At 56.7% G+C, this 14,674-nt stretch carries 17 protein-coding genes; 9 read left to right on the top strand and 8 right to left on the bottom strand.

Going from position 1 to position 14,674, the window contains the following annotated elements; all coding sequences use genetic code 11:
* Nucleotides 1-192 precede the first annotated feature (192 nt).
* Both COA55_RS06215 and COA55_RS06210 read left to right on the top strand, forming a co-directional pair.
* Nucleotides 193-975: a hypothetical protein gene (locus COA55_RS06215; RefSeq protein WP_063520091.1), complete on the top strand. Its 783-nt coding sequence runs from the start codon at nt 193-195 to the stop codon at nt 973-975.
* Nucleotides 975-1,892 carry a LysR family transcriptional regulator gene (locus COA55_RS06210; protein WP_063520090.1) on the top strand — a complete coding sequence of 306 codons (918 nt, stop codon included), beginning with the start codon at nt 975-977 and terminating at the stop codon, nt 1,890-1,892. The genes COA55_RS06215 and COA55_RS06210 overlap by 1 nt, the downstream gene beginning before the upstream one ends.
* Here the strand turns inward: COA55_RS06210 and COA55_RS06205 are convergent, their stop codons facing one another.
* Nucleotides 1,893-2,783 (bottom strand): hypothetical protein, encoded by an 891-nt coding sequence (locus COA55_RS06205; RefSeq protein WP_063520089.1) that lies wholly within the window; start codon nt 2,781-2,783, stop codon nt 1,893-1,895.
* Nucleotides 2,780-3,913: a hypothetical protein gene (locus tag COA55_RS06200; protein ID WP_063520088.1), complete on the bottom strand. Its 1,134-nt coding sequence runs from the start codon at nt 3,911-3,913 to the stop codon at nt 2,780-2,782. Before COA55_RS06200 ends, COA55_RS06205 begins: the two co-directional genes overlap by 4 nt.
* 280 nt (nt 3,914-4,193) lie before the next feature.
* Here COA55_RS06200 and COA55_RS06195 point away from each other — a divergent pair, with 280 nt between their 5' ends.
* The 3 genes from COA55_RS06195 to COA55_RS06185 all read left to right on the top strand — a co-directional run bounded on the left by COA55_RS06195 (nt 4,194) and on the right by COA55_RS06185 (nt 6,343).
* A complete protein-coding gene (locus tag COA55_RS06195) occupies nt 4,194-5,453 on the top strand; it encodes a hypothetical protein (RefSeq protein ID WP_063539190.1) in 1,260 nt (419 codons plus the stop codon).
* 9 nt (nt 5,454-5,462) lie between these two features.
* On the top strand, nt 5,463-5,837 hold the full coding sequence (locus COA55_RS06190) for a hypothetical protein (protein ID WP_063521438.1): 375 nt from the start codon (nt 5,463-5,465) through the stop codon (nt 5,835-5,837).
* A 119-nt stretch (nt 5,838-5,956) separates the two neighbouring features.
* Nucleotides 5,957-6,343 carry a DoxX family protein gene (locus COA55_RS06185; RefSeq protein WP_063521717.1) on the top strand — a complete coding sequence of 129 codons (387 nt, stop codon included), beginning with the start codon at nt 5,957-5,959 and terminating at the stop codon, nt 6,341-6,343.
* 112 nt (nt 6,344-6,455) lie between these two features.
* Here COA55_RS06185 and COA55_RS06180 read toward each other — a convergent pair whose 3' ends face one another.
* Both COA55_RS06180 and purT read right to left on the bottom strand, forming a co-directional pair.
* Nucleotides 6,456-6,851, bottom strand: coding sequence for a TM2 domain-containing protein (locus COA55_RS06180; protein WP_063539188.1), 396 nt, complete (start codon nt 6,849-6,851; stop codon nt 6,456-6,458).
* 18 nt (nt 6,852-6,869) lie between these two features.
* Nucleotides 6,870-8,063, bottom strand: coding sequence for a formate-dependent phosphoribosylglycinamide formyltransferase (gene purT / locus COA55_RS06175; RefSeq protein WP_290501042.1), 1,194 nt, complete (start codon nt 8,061-8,063; stop codon nt 6,870-6,872).
* A 181-nt stretch (nt 8,064-8,244) separates the two neighbouring features.
* Here purT and tadA point away from each other — a divergent pair, with 181 nt between their 5' ends.
* Complete coding sequence (gene tadA / locus COA55_RS06170) at nt 8,245-8,697, top strand: tRNA adenosine(34) deaminase TadA (protein WP_290501041.1); 453 nt, start codon at nt 8,245-8,247, stop codon at nt 8,695-8,697.
* Between the two features lie 166 nt (nt 8,698-8,863).
* Here tadA and COA55_RS06165 read toward each other — a convergent pair whose 3' ends face one another.
* The 4 genes from COA55_RS06165 to COA55_RS06150 all read right to left on the bottom strand — a co-directional run bounded on the left by COA55_RS06165 (nt 8,864) and on the right by COA55_RS06150 (nt 12,210).
* Nucleotides 8,864-10,018, bottom strand: coding sequence for an OmpA family protein (locus COA55_RS06165; RefSeq protein ID WP_290501040.1), 1,155 nt, complete (start codon nt 10,016-10,018; stop codon nt 8,864-8,866).
* Between the two features lie 225 nt (nt 10,019-10,243).
* A complete protein-coding gene (locus tag COA55_RS06160; protein WP_290501039.1) occupies nt 10,244-11,053 on the bottom strand; it encodes a GGDEF domain-containing protein in 810 nt (269 codons plus the stop codon).
* An 87-nt stretch (nt 11,054-11,140) separates the two neighbouring features.
* Nucleotides 11,141-11,626: a chalcone isomerase family protein gene (locus tag COA55_RS06155; protein WP_290501038.1), complete on the bottom strand. Its 486-nt coding sequence runs from the start codon at nt 11,624-11,626 to the stop codon at nt 11,141-11,143.
* Between the two features lie 17 nt (nt 11,627-11,643).
* Nucleotides 11,644-12,210, bottom strand: coding sequence for a nuclear transport factor 2 family protein (locus COA55_RS06150; RefSeq protein WP_290501037.1), 567 nt, complete (start codon nt 12,208-12,210; stop codon nt 11,644-11,646).
* Between the two features lie 132 nt (nt 12,211-12,342).
* On the opposite strand from COA55_RS06150, the gene COA55_RS06145 reads away from it, so the two are divergent.
* The 3 genes from COA55_RS06145 to COA55_RS06135 are packed head-to-tail and all read left to right on the top strand — an operon-like array spanning nt 12,343 to nt 14,658.
* Nucleotides 12,343-12,879 carry a DUF2878 domain-containing protein gene (locus COA55_RS06145; RefSeq protein WP_063539194.1) on the top strand — a complete coding sequence of 179 codons (537 nt, stop codon included), beginning with the start codon at nt 12,343-12,345 and terminating at the stop codon, nt 12,877-12,879.
* On the top strand, nt 12,872-13,645 hold the full coding sequence (locus tag COA55_RS06140; RefSeq protein WP_290501036.1) for a DUF1295 domain-containing protein: 774 nt from the start codon (nt 12,872-12,874) through the stop codon (nt 13,643-13,645). The genes COA55_RS06145 and COA55_RS06140 overlap by 8 nt, the downstream gene beginning before the upstream one ends.
* A complete protein-coding gene (locus COA55_RS06135) occupies nt 13,642-14,658 on the top strand; it encodes a cyclopropane-fatty-acyl-phospholipid synthase family protein (protein ID WP_290501035.1) in 1,017 nt (338 codons plus the stop codon). The genes COA55_RS06140 and COA55_RS06135 overlap by 4 nt, the downstream gene beginning before the upstream one ends.
* Nucleotides 14,659-14,674: the final 16 nt, after the last annotated feature.

Here is a 14,674-nt window from a genome sequence, read left to right as displayed (position 1 = left end):
AATGGCCAGTATGCGGGGTCGCAGGGTGAGGCTCAATGTGCCCGTACCTCAGGATACAGGCCTCTTCATGCTCTGCGCAGTACAGGCATTATGTCGCTGCATATTCATCTTGTTGCTTAGCTTTCTTCATGTCAGTCTTTACCCCGTATTTATGTCAGCCGATTGCCGGCAGACAGTAAGGAGATTAACGACATGGAAACGTCGACACAGGGACGGGCGGTGCGCGTCTGGCTGGGCTATGCCTTGCCGACACTGGCTCCGGCTCCGCATCGTCAGAAACTGTATGACCAGCTTGGCCAGATTTTTATTCCGGCCACGGTTCAGTTTATGGGGCCGTTGGGATTGCAGGCTTATATCCCTTCCATCGTACCGACCAGCCGCCATGCGGTGGTGCCGGACGAAATTGCGCTGGTGTTTTATCCGGACCCGGCGACCTACGAGGCGGCGTGCCATGAAAGCTGTGGCGGGCGTGCCTATGCATCGCTGCACAGTACGGTTTTCAGTTTCAGTACAGAGGCGGGCCGGCCGGCCAGCCACAGTGCATTCCCGGCGCAGTTTCGCGGTGACCCATCCCAGACCGGGGCCATGCAGGTTCTTGATCACGGTGAGAGTTGGCAATCCGGGCGGGTTATCAGTGAAGTCGCGGTGCGCACGGAGGAAACCGCAGAGGCCTTCCGGGGCGCGGTTTGTGAGCGTTTTGCCGGATTGCTGAAAGCTATGCCAGAGGGGCTGTCTGGCGCGTTCCTGTATCTGGACGATGATCTCTGTGTTTGTTGGTCGCTTTGGACTGGTAATCCGCAACCACTGGCCGAAGGGCTGGGCGAACGAGCGTTGCTGAGCGAATCCGTGCCTTGCTCTGTGCCACCTTCCCCCTTTGCTCGCTATGCCGGGCTCCATGTGCAGGCAGGTGATAGCCTGAATCTGCAGTTCGCCACCAGCCCCGCGGTGCCCGCGCCGGCGGAGGAGGCTGGCTGATGGGTTTTTCCAACCGGGATTTCACTCTGCTGGACACGCGCCTGTTCAAGGCCTTTATGGCGGCGGCAGAAACACGCAGTTTTACCCATGCGGCCACGCGGGCTCACATGACGCAATCTGGCGTGAGTCAGCATATTGCCAAGCTGGAAGAGCAGATTGGGGTCACCTTGTTCAAGCGGATCGGCAAGAAGGTGGTGCTCACCGATGCGGGCGATGCGTTGACCCAGTACATTCGGCATCAGATGCTCACTACCCAGCAGTTCATGGATGAAGTGCATGCCATGGAAACCCGGATTGTGGGGCTGGTGTCCTATGCCATGCCGCCCAGTTGTCTGATGTCACCGCATTTTCCCATGTTGCTGGAGCGGCGCCTGGCGCACCCGGATATCGAGTTGAAAATTACGCTCACATCCACCCAGGACGTGGTGCAGATGGTGCTGGATGACCGGGCCGATTTTGGTTTCGTGACGGAAAAAAATGACCACCCTCTGCTGGAATACCGGTTGTTCTGTCAGGAAGAATATGTGCTGGTAAGCCGTGACCCGCCTGATGGCAAGCGGCCCAGTGAAAGCGTGATACTGGAGCAGGCGTTCATCAATTATCCCGGCTCAGGGTATTACTATGATCGCTGGCTCAAGCATGCTCTGCCGGAGCGCTGTAACCTGAATGCCTATTCGTTGACCTATGCCGGGGAAATTAACTCAATTCACGGTGCCATTGATATGGTGGTGGGCGGCCTGGGTGTGGCGGTGCTGCCCAGCCATTGCGTTGCTTCACAGCTGGAAGACGGGACCCTTCATCGCGTGGAAACGGGCAAGCCACTGATGAACAATATCTATATCACCACTATCAAAGGCCACGATTACCCATCCCGGGTGGAACAGGTAATCGACTGGTTTTTCGACATGACTCACTGATCAGATCAGTGCGATTAATGGCCCCTGGGTGGCGTTGATTACCAGCAGTCGACTGCTTGCGGCGTTCACCGCCTGTTTGGCCTGACAGGTCCAGCCCAGGCAGTCCGTGTGAAAACGATTAACGGTGAGCTGGCCATTACCGGTCTCGTAGGCGACAAAGCCGGGTCCTTCCTGCAGGGCAATCGTGGCGGTCTGTGTGGTGTCCATGGACAGGGGAAGCTTGGTGCCCACCGGGTGCGAACCCTGGGAAGGGTCGTCCATGTAATGGTCGATGTTCACCGCGTTGTAGCGCGGGTTCATCTTGAAGAAAAAGTTTTCCCCGCCGAGCGTGAAAAAGCTGAAATTTTCCCAGCCTTTTGCCCATTCCTTATGCCAGGTCATGGCCACGCCAAGCGGGGTGTTGGGAGGCACCGTGAGTTGATAAAGGCGGCTGGTGCCGGTGCTTTTATTGTAGGCCATGAACTGGCAGCTATCCCGGTAAGCAAAGGCATGTACGGTAGTGAATCCGGTAGTGATGTCACCGTAGGTTTTCTGGAAGCGATACTGGTGTGCGAAGTGGTCCGGCATCACGCGGAAGAAATCAAAAATACCGTCTGACTCGTTGTAGGCGAGTAGATGCAGTTGATTACCCAGCATAAAAGGGCTGAGTTGTTGATACGGTTTCTCCGCATTCAGCTCGATAACGGGGCTAAAGCTGTGTGCTTTTTCATCCACCAACACCATGGACAGCATGCCATTGTGCTGGCTGATGAATAGCTCGCTGCCTCGTGCACACAGGCTACTGGCGTTGCCCAGAATCTGTTCGCCGCTGAAGGGTGCCAGTGGCGTCAGGGTTACCTGGTCCCGTTGTTCCTGTGCGCACACGGAAAACCATTGAATTGCTGTACTCATTGTCCTTTCTCCTTTCGGTCGGCTTCGGCGGCCAGCAAGGCCCAGGTGGCGAGTGCGCCGTTGTAGCTGGTGTATAGGCCCTGCTCCCGGTAGATGTAGCCGGCCCAGCTGTCCTGCAGGGAGGCGGGCAGGGCGCCATTGATAACCGGGTCGGACACATTACGCACAAAGCCAAAGGCCGTTTTTTGTTGCTGGCATGCCATGCCGACCACGGCATCGTCCATTTCCACCATGCAACCCAGTTTTTCCAGGCCGTTATCGGTGGTGCCGAACAGGAAGGTGTCGGTGGTGATGATGGGTTGTTCTGTGACCACTTTCAGTTGAGCGGCGGCCGGGTCGGGGTCGATATGGGCGCCTGCAGGATACTGTGGGCTCACTGGCAGAATCTGCGGCCCACGGGTGTGGAGCACTCCTTCCTGGGCCAGAGGGAGATAACGGTTATCCGGCTGCCAGCTGGACGTCACGGTACTGTGATTGAAACGGGCATTGGCGAAGTGTTTCAGGCAATGGAAATAGGCCTGGTTGGTAATCAGGGCGCTGCCCAGGGCGTCTTCGCTGCGTACGCCGCCACCAGTACCGATGGATAACAGCAATGAGGGTTGGGCTTCCTGGCAGATTTGTTCAACAAAACGGATCAGGGGAAGCTGGCTGCCATCCTGGGCCAGGTGCATGCCGGATTTGACCAGCAAGACGTTCAAGTCGCCGATGCGGACCTGGCGGAAGCTACCCCAGCTTTCGCTGTACAACGAAGGCGCGCCGCCCTGGAAGGTCTTGGAGACATCCACCATATATTGATAAATCTGGTAGTAGTCGCGCTGGTAAGACAGCCAGCCTTCCTGCCATTCATGGCTGTGCAGCTGATCCGGTGTGAGCGGATCACGCCGGTTGGTGAGTACCTGATTCATGGCGGCCCACTCTGCCAGGGTCCAGGTCATCACGACCACGTCGGCTTTGGGTAAGGGAGAATCGGCTTGATGACTGGGCGTTTCTTCGATGTGGGGAATCCGGTTATCCGGAGCGCCCAGTTTCTTCCAGTCCACCGCAGGCAGGTGGTCGGGGTTTTCAGGTAGCGCAATGATGCGTTGTGCGTTGAGCAGGGTCTCGGGTACCAGCGATGTGTCGAGGCTCATGAATCGTCCTTGTTCTCTTTTTATTGCCGGCTCCCCCCAAGGTACGCTGTGGATCGCTTCCCTGGTTGCCGGGTGGCCTCCATCCTACCCGGTAATTTTTACCCGATTCATTATCGTTAATGATGGTTGTGATCATCGCTGATAATGCATCTGTGATTATGGATTTCATCACCATCCATAATTTCCCAACGCTGATATTTCGCTCTGATACTGATTGCGCCAAATGGCACATCGTGAGGCATGGAAATGCCCGATAAAAAACATCATCAGGAGAATGATTATGAGCGATATGACGAAAACGCTTTGGGGACAATTCATGACCGCCTTCCAGGATCAGATCAAGATCGAAGGCGTACCGCAAATGTTGACCGGGCCGACCCCGTGGAACTGGGGTGGCAAGAATCCACCGATGGGCTCGCTGCCGTATCAGCAAGTACAGTTTCTCAATATTGTGCCTGCCAGCCCGCAGGTGGATCCGAATACCTACGGCATGAAGCAGGGATTCGGTGACCAGTACCGCATGTTTCTGAACTTCCTTATGGCCGATGGCGGTGAAGCCGGCCAGGCGTTGCAGCAGAAGATATCGGATGCTTCGCACAACCTGTTTCAGATCCAGTCCAGCGTGAATGTGGCTTATCAGAACTTCAAACAGCAAACCAGCAGCACCGAGTCATTCGATGACTGGTTGGCCAATGAAGGTCTGGCCTCCGCATCGCAGTTGAACCAGGCAAAAGCACAACTCAAGGAAGCCAACAGCAACTACACGGAATACATGCAGAAGCTGAAAGGCCCGATCAGTGAGGCGACCAAGCGCTATGACGATAACCTGGTGACGGTTGTGGGCCAGGATGGCAACTCGGTGAAGGATCAATCCGCGTTTCAGATCAGTGAAACCCCCTGGGACTACGTTAACCGGATCACCGGTAACAACTTCGGTGGAGCCGCTACCGCCGGTTCCGCCAAAACCTTCTCTCTGGATTCGTCCACCAAACAATGGTCAGACAGCACCGTCTATGGTGAAACAGAACTGGGCGGGTTGTTCGATTTCTTTGGCTTTGAAGCCGGGGGCGAATACAAAAAAGTGTCGACAGAGCACTTCTCCAGCCAGTACGACATCAGCTTTGCCTTTGAAGATGTCTCCATCGTCACGGTGACCCCGGGCAACTGGTTTAACGCGGCCATGCCGGCCAACTACCTGAATGGTCCGTTCATGCCGGGTCATTCCGGTTTCAAGAACGGCGACGATGCCTATTACTTTGGCAAGGGCGGCAACCTGGCACGTATCGTTTCACAAATGATTGTCGGTTATCGGCCAACCATCACCATCAATGCCGGTTCCGAGTTTGCCCAGCAAGTGACCGAAACCATCAAGGGTGAAGGTGGCTTCTTCATCGGACCGTTTGAGTTTGGTGGTGCCGGGGGTTCCGACAGCGATAAAGGCACGGTGAAAGTGGATGGCGAAACCATTACCTGCACCTCCAGCAGTAACTGGGGCACGGTGATTGGCCTGGGCACTAACTGGGTGGTTAACCCCCGCTAGGAGCTGACTATGTTACAGGTAGAACGTATGGGCGATGTCCGCAACGCCTATGGCAACATGAATGGAAACCAGGAGCGTGATGCCCGGCTTGCCATTAATGCCATCGACTTTGCCGATGTCTGGCGCGGTGCCGGTACTATCGTTAATCAGGGGCTGGTCAGGCTGGATGTGCAGGGCCGCACTGCGGCCGGCGAACAGAACCTTCAGGTCCAGATCAATGGCGTGAACGGTAACAGTACGGTGGCTGCCGCACTGATCGCCGAGAGCGTGCAGGATGCCAGTATCGAGGCGCAGCGGGTGTATGCTGTGCGCAAGATAAAGGACGCCCTGTTCAGCAGTATGAACGATAGCCATATTTACCGCGTAACGGGGACACCCACCTAGCGCAGACCTGAAAAATTGTACTTTGGTAACGGATTGGCCGCCCTCTGGGCGGCCTTTTCTTTTTCAGAGAGACAGTGAAGAATGGTTGCTTCCAAAACCGCAATTGCTGGAGCCTGACCATGCTGAATAATCCGGATATCGGGAAGTTGATCTTACGCCTGTCGTTGGGTTTGATGCTGCTGCTGCATGGCGTGCACAAGCTGCATGCCGGGGTTGGCTGGATTGCCGGTGTGCTGGCGGAACACCACCTGCCAGGGTTCCTGGCCTACGGCGTGTTCATTGGCGAGGTGATTGCGCCGGTGATGGTGATTATCGGTTATCAGACCCGTATTGGTGCCGCGCTGATTGTTGGCAATATGCTGGTCGCGCTGGTTCTGGCGCATATGGGTGAGTTGTTCAGCCTGAGCAACACTGGCGGCTGGGCAATCGAGTTGCAGGCGTTCTATCTGTTCACCGCTGCCGCGCTGGTCTTTCTGGGGGCGGGCAAGTACGCCATGAAGAACTGATTCATACGCTGGATGGATAATGCCCGATGCAGGACACTAAAAGACAAGACGGTTTCGTCAGTGCTTTTCTTCGTCAGGCATCGGGCTTCCAGCATCAGGCGTCCGACAGGCGTTAGACCAGACGGTTTTTCTCAGCGATCTGGCCGTTCAGTGTCCAGAAATCATAGAGAATCCCCAGCCCGAACAGGCCGGCAGTCAGCAGGTAGATAATGCCGGTGATGACCTTGCCCATGTAGAAGCGGTGAATGCCGAAAATGCCGAGAAAGGTGAGCAGAATCCAGCCGATATTGTAATCGACGCTACCGGCTTCGTAGCGTGTATCTGCCGCGTCGTCCATGCCGGGGATCAGAAACAGGTCGATGATCCAGCCGATGAAGAATAGCCCGAGAGTAAAAAACCAGAGTGTGCCGGTGAGTTGGCGGCCATAGTAAAAACGGTGGGCGCCCATGAACCCGAAGATCCAGAGTAAGTAACCGATCACCTTGCTGTGCGTATCCTGATTCTGCATGTGCGATTCCTTTAAGGGTTACAGGTCGACGTTGAGTGCGGCGCTGGCGGTGTTTGCCTTGTTGCGTGCCGCGTCAATGCTGTCGGCTTTGGCCAGTGCAACGCCCAGGCGCCGACTGCCGTTGATATCCGGTTTACCGAACAGACGCACTTCGGTATCCGTGTCGGCCAAGGCGGTGTCCAGGCCATGGTAACGCATGGCCTCAGATTGGCCTTGTACCAGCAATACGGATGATGCTGAGGGGCCCCGCTGCTCGATTTCCGGGACTGGCAGACCAAGAATGGCCCGGGCATGCAAGGCGAATTCGGAAAGGGTCTGGGAAATCAGTGTCACCAGGCCGGTGTCGTGGGGGCGGGGAGACACTTCGCTGAAGTACACCTGGTCGTCTTTGATAAACAACTCGACCCCGAAGATACCCAGACCACCGAGTGCGTCGGTAATCGCCAGTGCGACGTCGCGGGAGCGTTGCAGTGCCGCTTCACTCATGGGCTGGGGCTGCCAGGATTCCTGGTAATCGCCGTTTTCCTGACGGTGGCCGATGGGGGCACAATAGCTGGTCTTGATCTCGTTGCCGGCCTTATGGCGAACCGTCAGCAGGGTGATTTCGTAGTCGAAGTCCACAAAGCCTTCCACGATGACCCGGCCTTGACCGGCGCGGCCGCCGGACTGCGCGTATTCCCAGGCTGGCAGAACGTCCGCGTCGTTTTTCAGGGTGCTTTGTCCTTTGCCGGAGGAACTCATGACGGGTTTCACCACGCAGGGAAAACCGATCTCGCGCACGGCCTGCTGATAGTCCGCTTCGTTATCGGCAAAGCGATAGGGCGAAGTGGGCAGTGACAGCTCTTCTGCGGCCAGGCAGCGAATGCCTTCACGGTTCATGGTCAATTGGGTTGCCCGGGCAGTGGGCACCACGGTGTAGCCTTCCGCTTCCAGCTTGACCAGCTCGTCTGTGGCAATGGCCTCGATTTCCGGAACGATCAACGCCGGTTTCTCCTGTTCGACCAGTGCCCGCAAGGCGGCGCCATCGAGCATGTTGATGACATGGCTGTGTTGTGCCACCTGCATGGCGGGGGCGTGGGCATAGCGATCCACGGCGATGACTTCGCAACCGTAGCGGATCAGTTCCAGGGCGACTTCGCGGCCCAGCTCGCCGGAGCCCAGCAGCATGACGCGGGTAGCGTTGTCGGTGAAAGGGGTGCCAATGACAGTCATAACAGCTCTCAATATGTTCGGTGCCCTGATTGTAATGAAAAGCAGAGGCTACGCCAGCGGCGGGCAGCGCCGACCGGAATGGGACGCTTCGTTCTGTGCGGGTAGGGCTTGCGGTACACTTCGTCTGTGCGATGCCATGTGTGTGTGTTTTGCGGGCATGGAGACGGGATAAGGAGAGCGGGTGGACGATCAATACTGGATGCAACAGGCCCTGGCGCTGGCTCGGCAGGCGGCAGATCGGGGGGAAGTGCCGGTGGGTGCACTGGTTGTCCGGGATAACCAGTTACTGGGCGAGGGGTATAACCAGCCCATTATCGCCAGCGACCCCAGTGCCCATGCGGAAATAGTGGCCATGCGTAGCGCTGCGCAAGCCGAGCGTAATTACCGGCTCAGTGGCAGTACGCTCTATGTCACCCTGGAACCGTGCACCATGTGCTTTGGGGCCATGATTCATGCGCGCATCGGCCGGCTTGTGTATGGCGCCAGTGAGCCCCGCGCAGGGGTGTGCGAAAGCCAGCTACAACTGCCGTCGGTGGATTTCTACAATCATCGGATGGGCGTGGAGGGGGGCGTGTTGGCAGAAGAGAGTGCGCTACTGCTCAAAGGTTTTTTTGCTGAACGCCGGAAAAAGTAGCGATAGGTGAGGTTGGGCGAAACCGGTTAGCGGCTTTGTTCCCACAACGCGCATGCCTGCCAGGTTTTTAGCGTGTTACATGCCTGCGTGAACCGTGTTGCGGCCACAGCGCGGCACAAAAAAAGGGCCGGTAAAAACCGGCCCCTTTTTTAGTCAGCGTAATTCCTTACTGGAATTGCGCTTCCTTGGTGGTGGCTTTCATGATGGTTTCCACGCGACGGTTTTCGGCGCGGCCTTCGCTGGTTTTGTTGTCAGCGATAGGCTTCTCTTCGCCGTAACCTACGGTGGTGATGCGGTCCGCGCTTACGTTGAAGTGATCAACAAGTACGGTCTTCACAGCATCTGCACGCTGCTGGGACAGTTTCTTGTTGTAAGCCGCAGAACCGGTGCTGTCAGTGTGACCTTCCAGTACCAGGTTGGCGGACGGGTACTGACGCATACCTTCGGCCAGGTTTTCCAGAGACGGGTAAGAAGTCTGACGGACTTCGGCTTTATCGTGGCCGAATTCAACGTACAGGGTTTCTTTTACGTCCTTGTCCAGGTATTGCTGGCAGCCTTTGTCGTCAACCAGGGCACCGGCAGGGGTGTTCGGACATTCGTCCATGCTGTTAACGATGCTGTCGTTGTCATCATCCAGCTCACAACCGGTGGCATCTACCTGGGCGCCTGCCGGGGTGTTGGCGCACTGATCGCGCTCATCCGGTACACCATCGCCGTCGCTGTCGGTGACTACATTTTCAACCGGTGCCGGCTCTTCTTTCTCGCTGGAACCGCCAATGATGAAGTTCAGGCCTGCATAGACTTCTGCATCCCAGCGCTCTGCGTCAAAGCTGTAGTAAGGGCGCGCGCCCACGTCCAGCATGAAATGCGGGTGCAGGAGAGTCTGGAAACCGGCTTCCATGGTACCGATGGTTTCGGCGTTGTCGTCCGAGCTGTTGCTGGTAGGCTCAAAACGCAGTTCACCAGCACCGATACCCACATAGGGTTCGAAGGCGGAGTTGCCGGCAAAGTGTTTGCGCAGGGCGCCGTGTGCAATGTTGATGTCCGAACCTCCACCGATATCGGTGTTGGAGTTGTTACGCTCCCACCAACCCTGAAAAGACCAGTCACGGTTGAAACGGTAACCCATTTGGGCACCGGGAAGGGTAACTTCGTTTTCGCTGGTGTTTTGGTCAATGTGGTCGCCCACATCCAGCCAGTTTTCACTGATGTGCCCGCCGAAGTAGAAATACTGTTCGGGGATCTCGTCAGCAATGACGGTGGTGGTCGCGGTGACAGATGCGCAAGCAATGCTCGCCGCTAAAAAGCGTTTAGCGTTCATAAGCTCCTTCCTTGTCTTATTCAGTAGGCAGATCAAACACTGGGCCAGTGTTGGCTAGCCTGTCTCCCATGTAAATCCTCACTACTCAGATTAATAAAAAAATTTACAAATATGGAATTTATTTGGTAGCGGGAGGACACTTTTTTGTAATGTTGTAGTGTAAAAGTATTAAAGCTCGTGACTGTCGTGAGCCCTTAATACTAGGGGCTCCGGAAAGCGATGGCGTTATTCTGCGATGCCTTCGGATGGGGGGGGAGAGGGCTTCTTGTCACGCCCTTCGTTGCGGTTCTGGTAGAGCGCATAGTCCGCTTCGTTAAGCAGCGGGTTGAGGCTGCGCCCACTGTTTTCGGTGCTGGCAACGCCGATACGGGCGCATACGGAAACCGCTTCTTCTGGCTGGGCTGCGGTTCTCGGGCTGGAAAGCTTGAGATTGCCGGCCAGGGCTTTCAGGCCTTCACCCATGCGGGCGGCATCATCAAAATTGGTGTGGGGAAGCACCAGCAGGAACTGGGCACCATCAAACCGCCCAAAAAGATCACTTTCGCGGATTTTTTCTCGAATGCAGTCGGCAAACAGACGGAGGGCTTTTTCGCCGGTGTGGCGTCCGTAACTATCCAGTAGCTGGGTGAAGTCCTCGATTTCAATCAGCAGGATGGAAACCGTGTAGTTGTGTCGTTGGCTCAGGGCCAGTTCCCGTTCCAGCATGCCCAGCAGGTGGGGGCGATTGAAGAGGCCAGTGAGGTGATCCTCGCGGGCCAGCTGTTGAAGTTGGTGGTTGTACCTGTCCAGCGCAATCAACCGGCAGCTGAACAGATAAAGTGGTGGCGTCACCAATAACAGGGGGAGCAGGGCGGCAAGAACCAGCGGTGATAACCAGTCGCGTTCACCCACCAGCATGATGCCGATGCTGGTGAGCACAAGGGAGACAAGGATTGAGCACAAGGTGATGGCGGCGGTGCCTTTCAGGGCGGAACGGCGGTCGCTACGACTGACCAGTCTGGCGGACGTCGCTACCACATGAAAAAGCTTGGCCATGCTCGATAATCCCCAATTAACGTGCTGATTATTATGTTTGTCAGTATCACGTCTGCTTGCATGCCGTGCAATAGGGGGCGGGGTATCTCACTGATCCAGCAGGTTTTCCTTCAGTGATTGGGAATAGGGGGTCTCGCCAAACCAGATGCGAAGGTAGTAGCGGGCAAAGGTGGTGCCTGCTTCGCTGGCAAGGAGCTGGTTATTGAGGGCCAGCGTCAGGCCGTCTTCGCGATAGGTCAGGCTGTAGGCGTCGCCATCGCTGATGTCCTGATAATGGCTGTTGAATGCCTGGAAACGGGACTGGTATCGGTCGAATTCCGTTGCTTGGAGGTTTTTTTCCAGAAAGTTCAGCGCGGCTTTGGCAAAGGCATCACCGGGAACGTCACGAAAATAGCGGAAGGTCAGCCGCAACGGTGGTGACAGCAGGTCGTCGGTCTGACAGTCGTGTCGGGACAGGGTGGCTTCGCCCACCGTGATGAAGCGCAGGGCTTTCACATCGCTGCGGGTACAAACCTGCCAGGGTTGCTCGCTTTCGCTCGCGTAACCTGGTGAGGCGATTGCCGCAGCAGCCATTAGCAGCCCGGCCGGGATTAGTCGTGCTCTCTTAGCCATCGTGTCATCGGTCCTATTACGGGCAAGTGCTGGTCAACGCCCTGGCTGCTGTCCCAGAAATCCTGCTGGAAAATGACCTGGCCCTGTGCGTTGAAACGCAGCTGGCTGATGCCAATGGTGTAAGACAGGCGTTCGCTGCCGAGCAGGCTGAAACGTGCCTCCATGACCCAGCGCAGATACACATCACTGCCGTCTTTAATGATGTGGTTGACGGTCAGGGACATGCTGTTCAGCCCTTCGGCGGTGGCTTGTAAATGCGCGGCTAACTCGTCTCGTTGTGTCAGCGTGACCAGGGTGTCGTTGAAATACAGGGGGTCGGCATAGATGGTGTCGATCTGTGTGGGAACGGTGTTGGCATCCAGCGGGTTGAAGAACGCAATAAAACGATCGATTGTCGCCGAATCAACCGGGTGGCCGCTGGGGGCAGACGTGAGCGCCTGTTGATACCGGTCGGTATACCCGTAAGGCCCTTTGGGCGTACTGCTGCAGGCGGTTAAAAGCAGCGTCAGAAGCAGCGAAAACGATAATGTGCTGAAAGCATTCATGGTTGGATTCTGTCTGGTCTGTGGTGAATCGGTTGTGAAGCTGAAATTGCCAGTGTTGTATGGAGTCGTAAGGGCGCAGGCTTGGCGTCACGATTCACAGCGCTTTGACGAGGGATGCTGCATCGTAAGCCTATGAATTTCCCCACACGTGCGGTCATCGTTAACTTTTTCGCGTTCCAGTTGCTCTGGGCGGCCGCTGTGATGGGGGCGGCGCAGGGGGTGGGATTGCTGGCCTGGGGCGTGTTGATTGCCATGGTCGCCGCGCAAGTAACGCTGACACGCCAGTGGCGCCAGGACCTGCTGCTGATCGCTACCGGTGGCCTGTTGTGTTTGTTGATGGAGCCGTTGTGGTTGCTGCCGGATGTGTTGCAGTACCGCGACTGGCAGCAACACTGGTGGGCCCCGCATTGGGTCTGGGCGTTGTGGCTGGGCTTTGCGGTGAGTTTTCGCTATAGCCTGAACTGGCTGTGTGGCCGGCCGGTGCTGGCGGCCTTGTTTGGTGCCTTGGGCGGCGTCTTTTCCGTCACCATGGGCATTCGCCTGGGGGCAGCGACCGCGCCACAGGGTTGGCTGTTGCTGGCTACCGTTTACGGTGTCAGTTGGGCCATAGCGGTACCGTTGCTGGCGCAGGTTGCGACGATGACAAAACAGGAAACCGAACATGCCTGAAATCCATTACTTGCTGCTTATCGCCTTGCTGATTGTTGCTACCGTGCTGTGGTTACAGCAACGCCAGACCCGCAACGCCGGTTGGGTCGATGTGTTCTGGGCCTGGTCGGTGGGCATTGTAGGCGTGAGTTTTCTGGTAACCGGAAACGGTGCCTTGGTGCCCCGATTGGCGGCAGGGGTGTTGTTATTGTTGTGGTCGCTGCGTCTGGGTAGCCATATTTTTCAGCGAGTGAGTCAGGAAAGCGCTGAAGATGGCCGTTACGCGGCCATGCGCGAGGTGCTGGGCAGTAAAGCGCAGCCTGTGTTCCTGGTTTTCTTCTGGGGCCAGGCGCTACTGGCCTGGGGTTTTGCGCTCACGTTCTGGGTGGTGGGCGAGCAGGATCGGTTTGCGCCGCCGTTGGTTTTGCTGGGCGTTGTTGTCGGTTTGCTGGCCATCGCCGGGGAAGCCCTGGCAGACAAGCAGTTGGCCGATTTCAAAAAGCGGCCTGACAGCAAAGGCAAGACCTGCCGTGAAGGGTTCTGGCGCTACAGTCGCCATCCCAACTATTTCTGCGAGTGGTTGCACTGGGTCAGTTACCCCGTGATGGCCATCGGTGCGCCGTACGCGGGCTGGCTGTGGCTGTTGCCCCTGGCCATGTTCGTATTTCTGTGGTTCGTCACAGGCATCCCCTATACCGAAAAACAGGCGCTCAAATCCCGCGGCGATGACTACCGTGATTATCAGCGCACGACGAGTGCGTTCTTTCCCTGGAGACCCAAATCATGATGATTCAAATGGCGGAATCGGGGCTGCTGCCCGATGGACTGGTGCGTTTTGGTATTCGTCGTCTGCTGGGGCAGCGCCTTGAACAGGAAAAACAACGCAGTAACCGCCAGACGTTCGAAGAGGCCTTGCGACAGGGGCCTGTTGCGGTGGGCCAGGACGAGGCCAATGAGCAGCATTATGAAGTGGATGCCCGCTTCTATGAGCAGGTGCTGGGGCCCTACCTGAAGTATTCCAGCGGCTATTGGCCGAATCCCTCAAGTACCCTGGAAGAGGCAGAGCGGGTGATGCTGGCGATGACCTGTGAGCGGGCAGAGCTGGAAGATGGCCAGGATGTGCTGGAAATGGGGTGTGGCTGGGGTTCTCTGACGTTGTGGATGGCGCAGCAGTATCCCAACAGCCTGATTACCGCGATTTCCAACTCGTCGTCCCAGCGTGCTTTTATTCTCGGGCGCGCTGCAGAGCGGGGTCTGGATAATGTGGATGTGATCACCGCGGATGCCTCTGTGTATCAGCCGCAGCAGCCCTACGATCGGGTGGTGTCGGTGGAAATGTTTGAGCACATGCGCAATCACAAAACGTTGATGGCGCGTATTCATGACTGGTTGAAGCCGGGTGGCAAGCTCTTCATTCACGTGTTCTGTCATCGCGATCTGACCTACCTTTTCGAGACCGAAGGCAGCAAGGACTGGATGGCCAAGTACTTCTTTACCGGTGGCATGATGCCGGCTTACGACTGGCTGCCTCATTGTGCCGGTGATCTTCAGGAGGAGCAGCGCTGGGCCGTGAACGGCACCCACTATGCCCGCACTCTGGAGGCCTGGTTGGTACTGGCCGATGAGAAGCAGGCCGCGCTGACTCGGCTCTTGGATGAAATTTACGGTAAAGGCCAGGGCAAGATCTGGCTGCAACGCTGGCGCATGTTTTTCATGGCGTGTGCGGAGCTGTTTAACTATGGTGGAGGCGAAGAGTGGTTCGTTGCGCATTACCGCTTCGCCAAGCCTGTGGCGAATTGAGCGCTGTTATCGCGGG

This window comes from Alcanivorax sp. (assembly GCF_002733835.1).
GTDB lineage: Bacteria > Pseudomonadota > Gammaproteobacteria > Pseudomonadales > Alcanivoracaceae > Alcanivorax.
Note: the sequence above shows the minus strand (reverse complement) of the source record. Positions and strands in the feature narration are given on the sequence as shown.

Excerpts from the sequence above, each read along its gene's own strand:
- COA55_RS06215 (WP_063520091.1), top strand. The coding sequence starts at position 193 with ATGGAAACGTCGACACAGGGACGGGCGGTGCGCGTCTGGCTGGGCTAT.
- COA55_RS06210 (WP_063520090.1), top strand. The coding sequence starts at position 975 with ATGGGTTTTTCCAACCGGGATTTCACTCTGCTGGACACGCGCCTGTTC.
- COA55_RS06205 (WP_063520089.1), bottom strand. The coding sequence starts at position 2,783 with ATGAGTACAGCAATTCAATGGTTTTCCGTGTGCGCACAGGAACAACGG.
- COA55_RS06200 (WP_063520088.1), bottom strand. The coding sequence starts at position 3,913 with ATGAGCCTCGACACATCGCTGGTACCCGAGACCCTGCTCAACGCACAA.
- COA55_RS06195 (WP_063539190.1), top strand. The coding sequence starts at position 4,194 with ATGAGCGATATGACGAAAACGCTTTGGGGACAATTCATGACCGCCTTC.
- COA55_RS06190 (WP_063521438.1), top strand. The coding sequence starts at position 5,463 with ATGTTACAGGTAGAACGTATGGGCGATGTCCGCAACGCCTATGGCAAC.
- COA55_RS06185 (WP_063521717.1), top strand. The coding sequence starts at position 5,957 with ATGCTGAATAATCCGGATATCGGGAAGTTGATCTTACGCCTGTCGTTG.
- COA55_RS06180 (WP_063539188.1), bottom strand. The coding sequence starts at position 6,851 with ATGCAGAATCAGGATACGCACAGCAAGGTGATCGGTTACTTACTCTGG.
- purT (WP_290501042.1), bottom strand. The coding sequence starts at position 8,063 with ATGACTGTCATTGGCACCCCTTTCACCGACAACGCTACCCGCGTCATG.
- COA55_RS06165 (WP_290501040.1), bottom strand. The coding sequence starts at position 10,018 with ATGAACGCTAAACGCTTTTTAGCGGCGAGCATTGCTTGCGCATCTGTC.
- COA55_RS06160 (WP_290501039.1), bottom strand. The coding sequence starts at position 11,053 with ATGGCCAAGCTTTTTCATGTGGTAGCGACGTCCGCCAGACTGGTCAGT.
- COA55_RS06155 (WP_290501038.1), bottom strand. The coding sequence starts at position 11,626 with ATGGCTGCTGCGGCAATCGCCTCACCAGGTTACGCGAGCGAAAGCGAG.
- COA55_RS06150 (WP_290501037.1), bottom strand. The coding sequence starts at position 12,210 with ATGAATGCTTTCAGCACATTATCGTTTTCGCTGCTTCTGACGCTGCTT.
- COA55_RS06145 (WP_063539194.1), top strand. The coding sequence starts at position 12,343 with ATGAATTTCCCCACACGTGCGGTCATCGTTAACTTTTTCGCGTTCCAG.
- COA55_RS06140 (WP_290501036.1), top strand. The coding sequence starts at position 12,872 with ATGCCTGAAATCCATTACTTGCTGCTTATCGCCTTGCTGATTGTTGCT.
- COA55_RS06135 (WP_290501035.1), top strand. The coding sequence starts at position 13,642 with ATGATGATTCAAATGGCGGAATCGGGGCTGCTGCCCGATGGACTGGTG.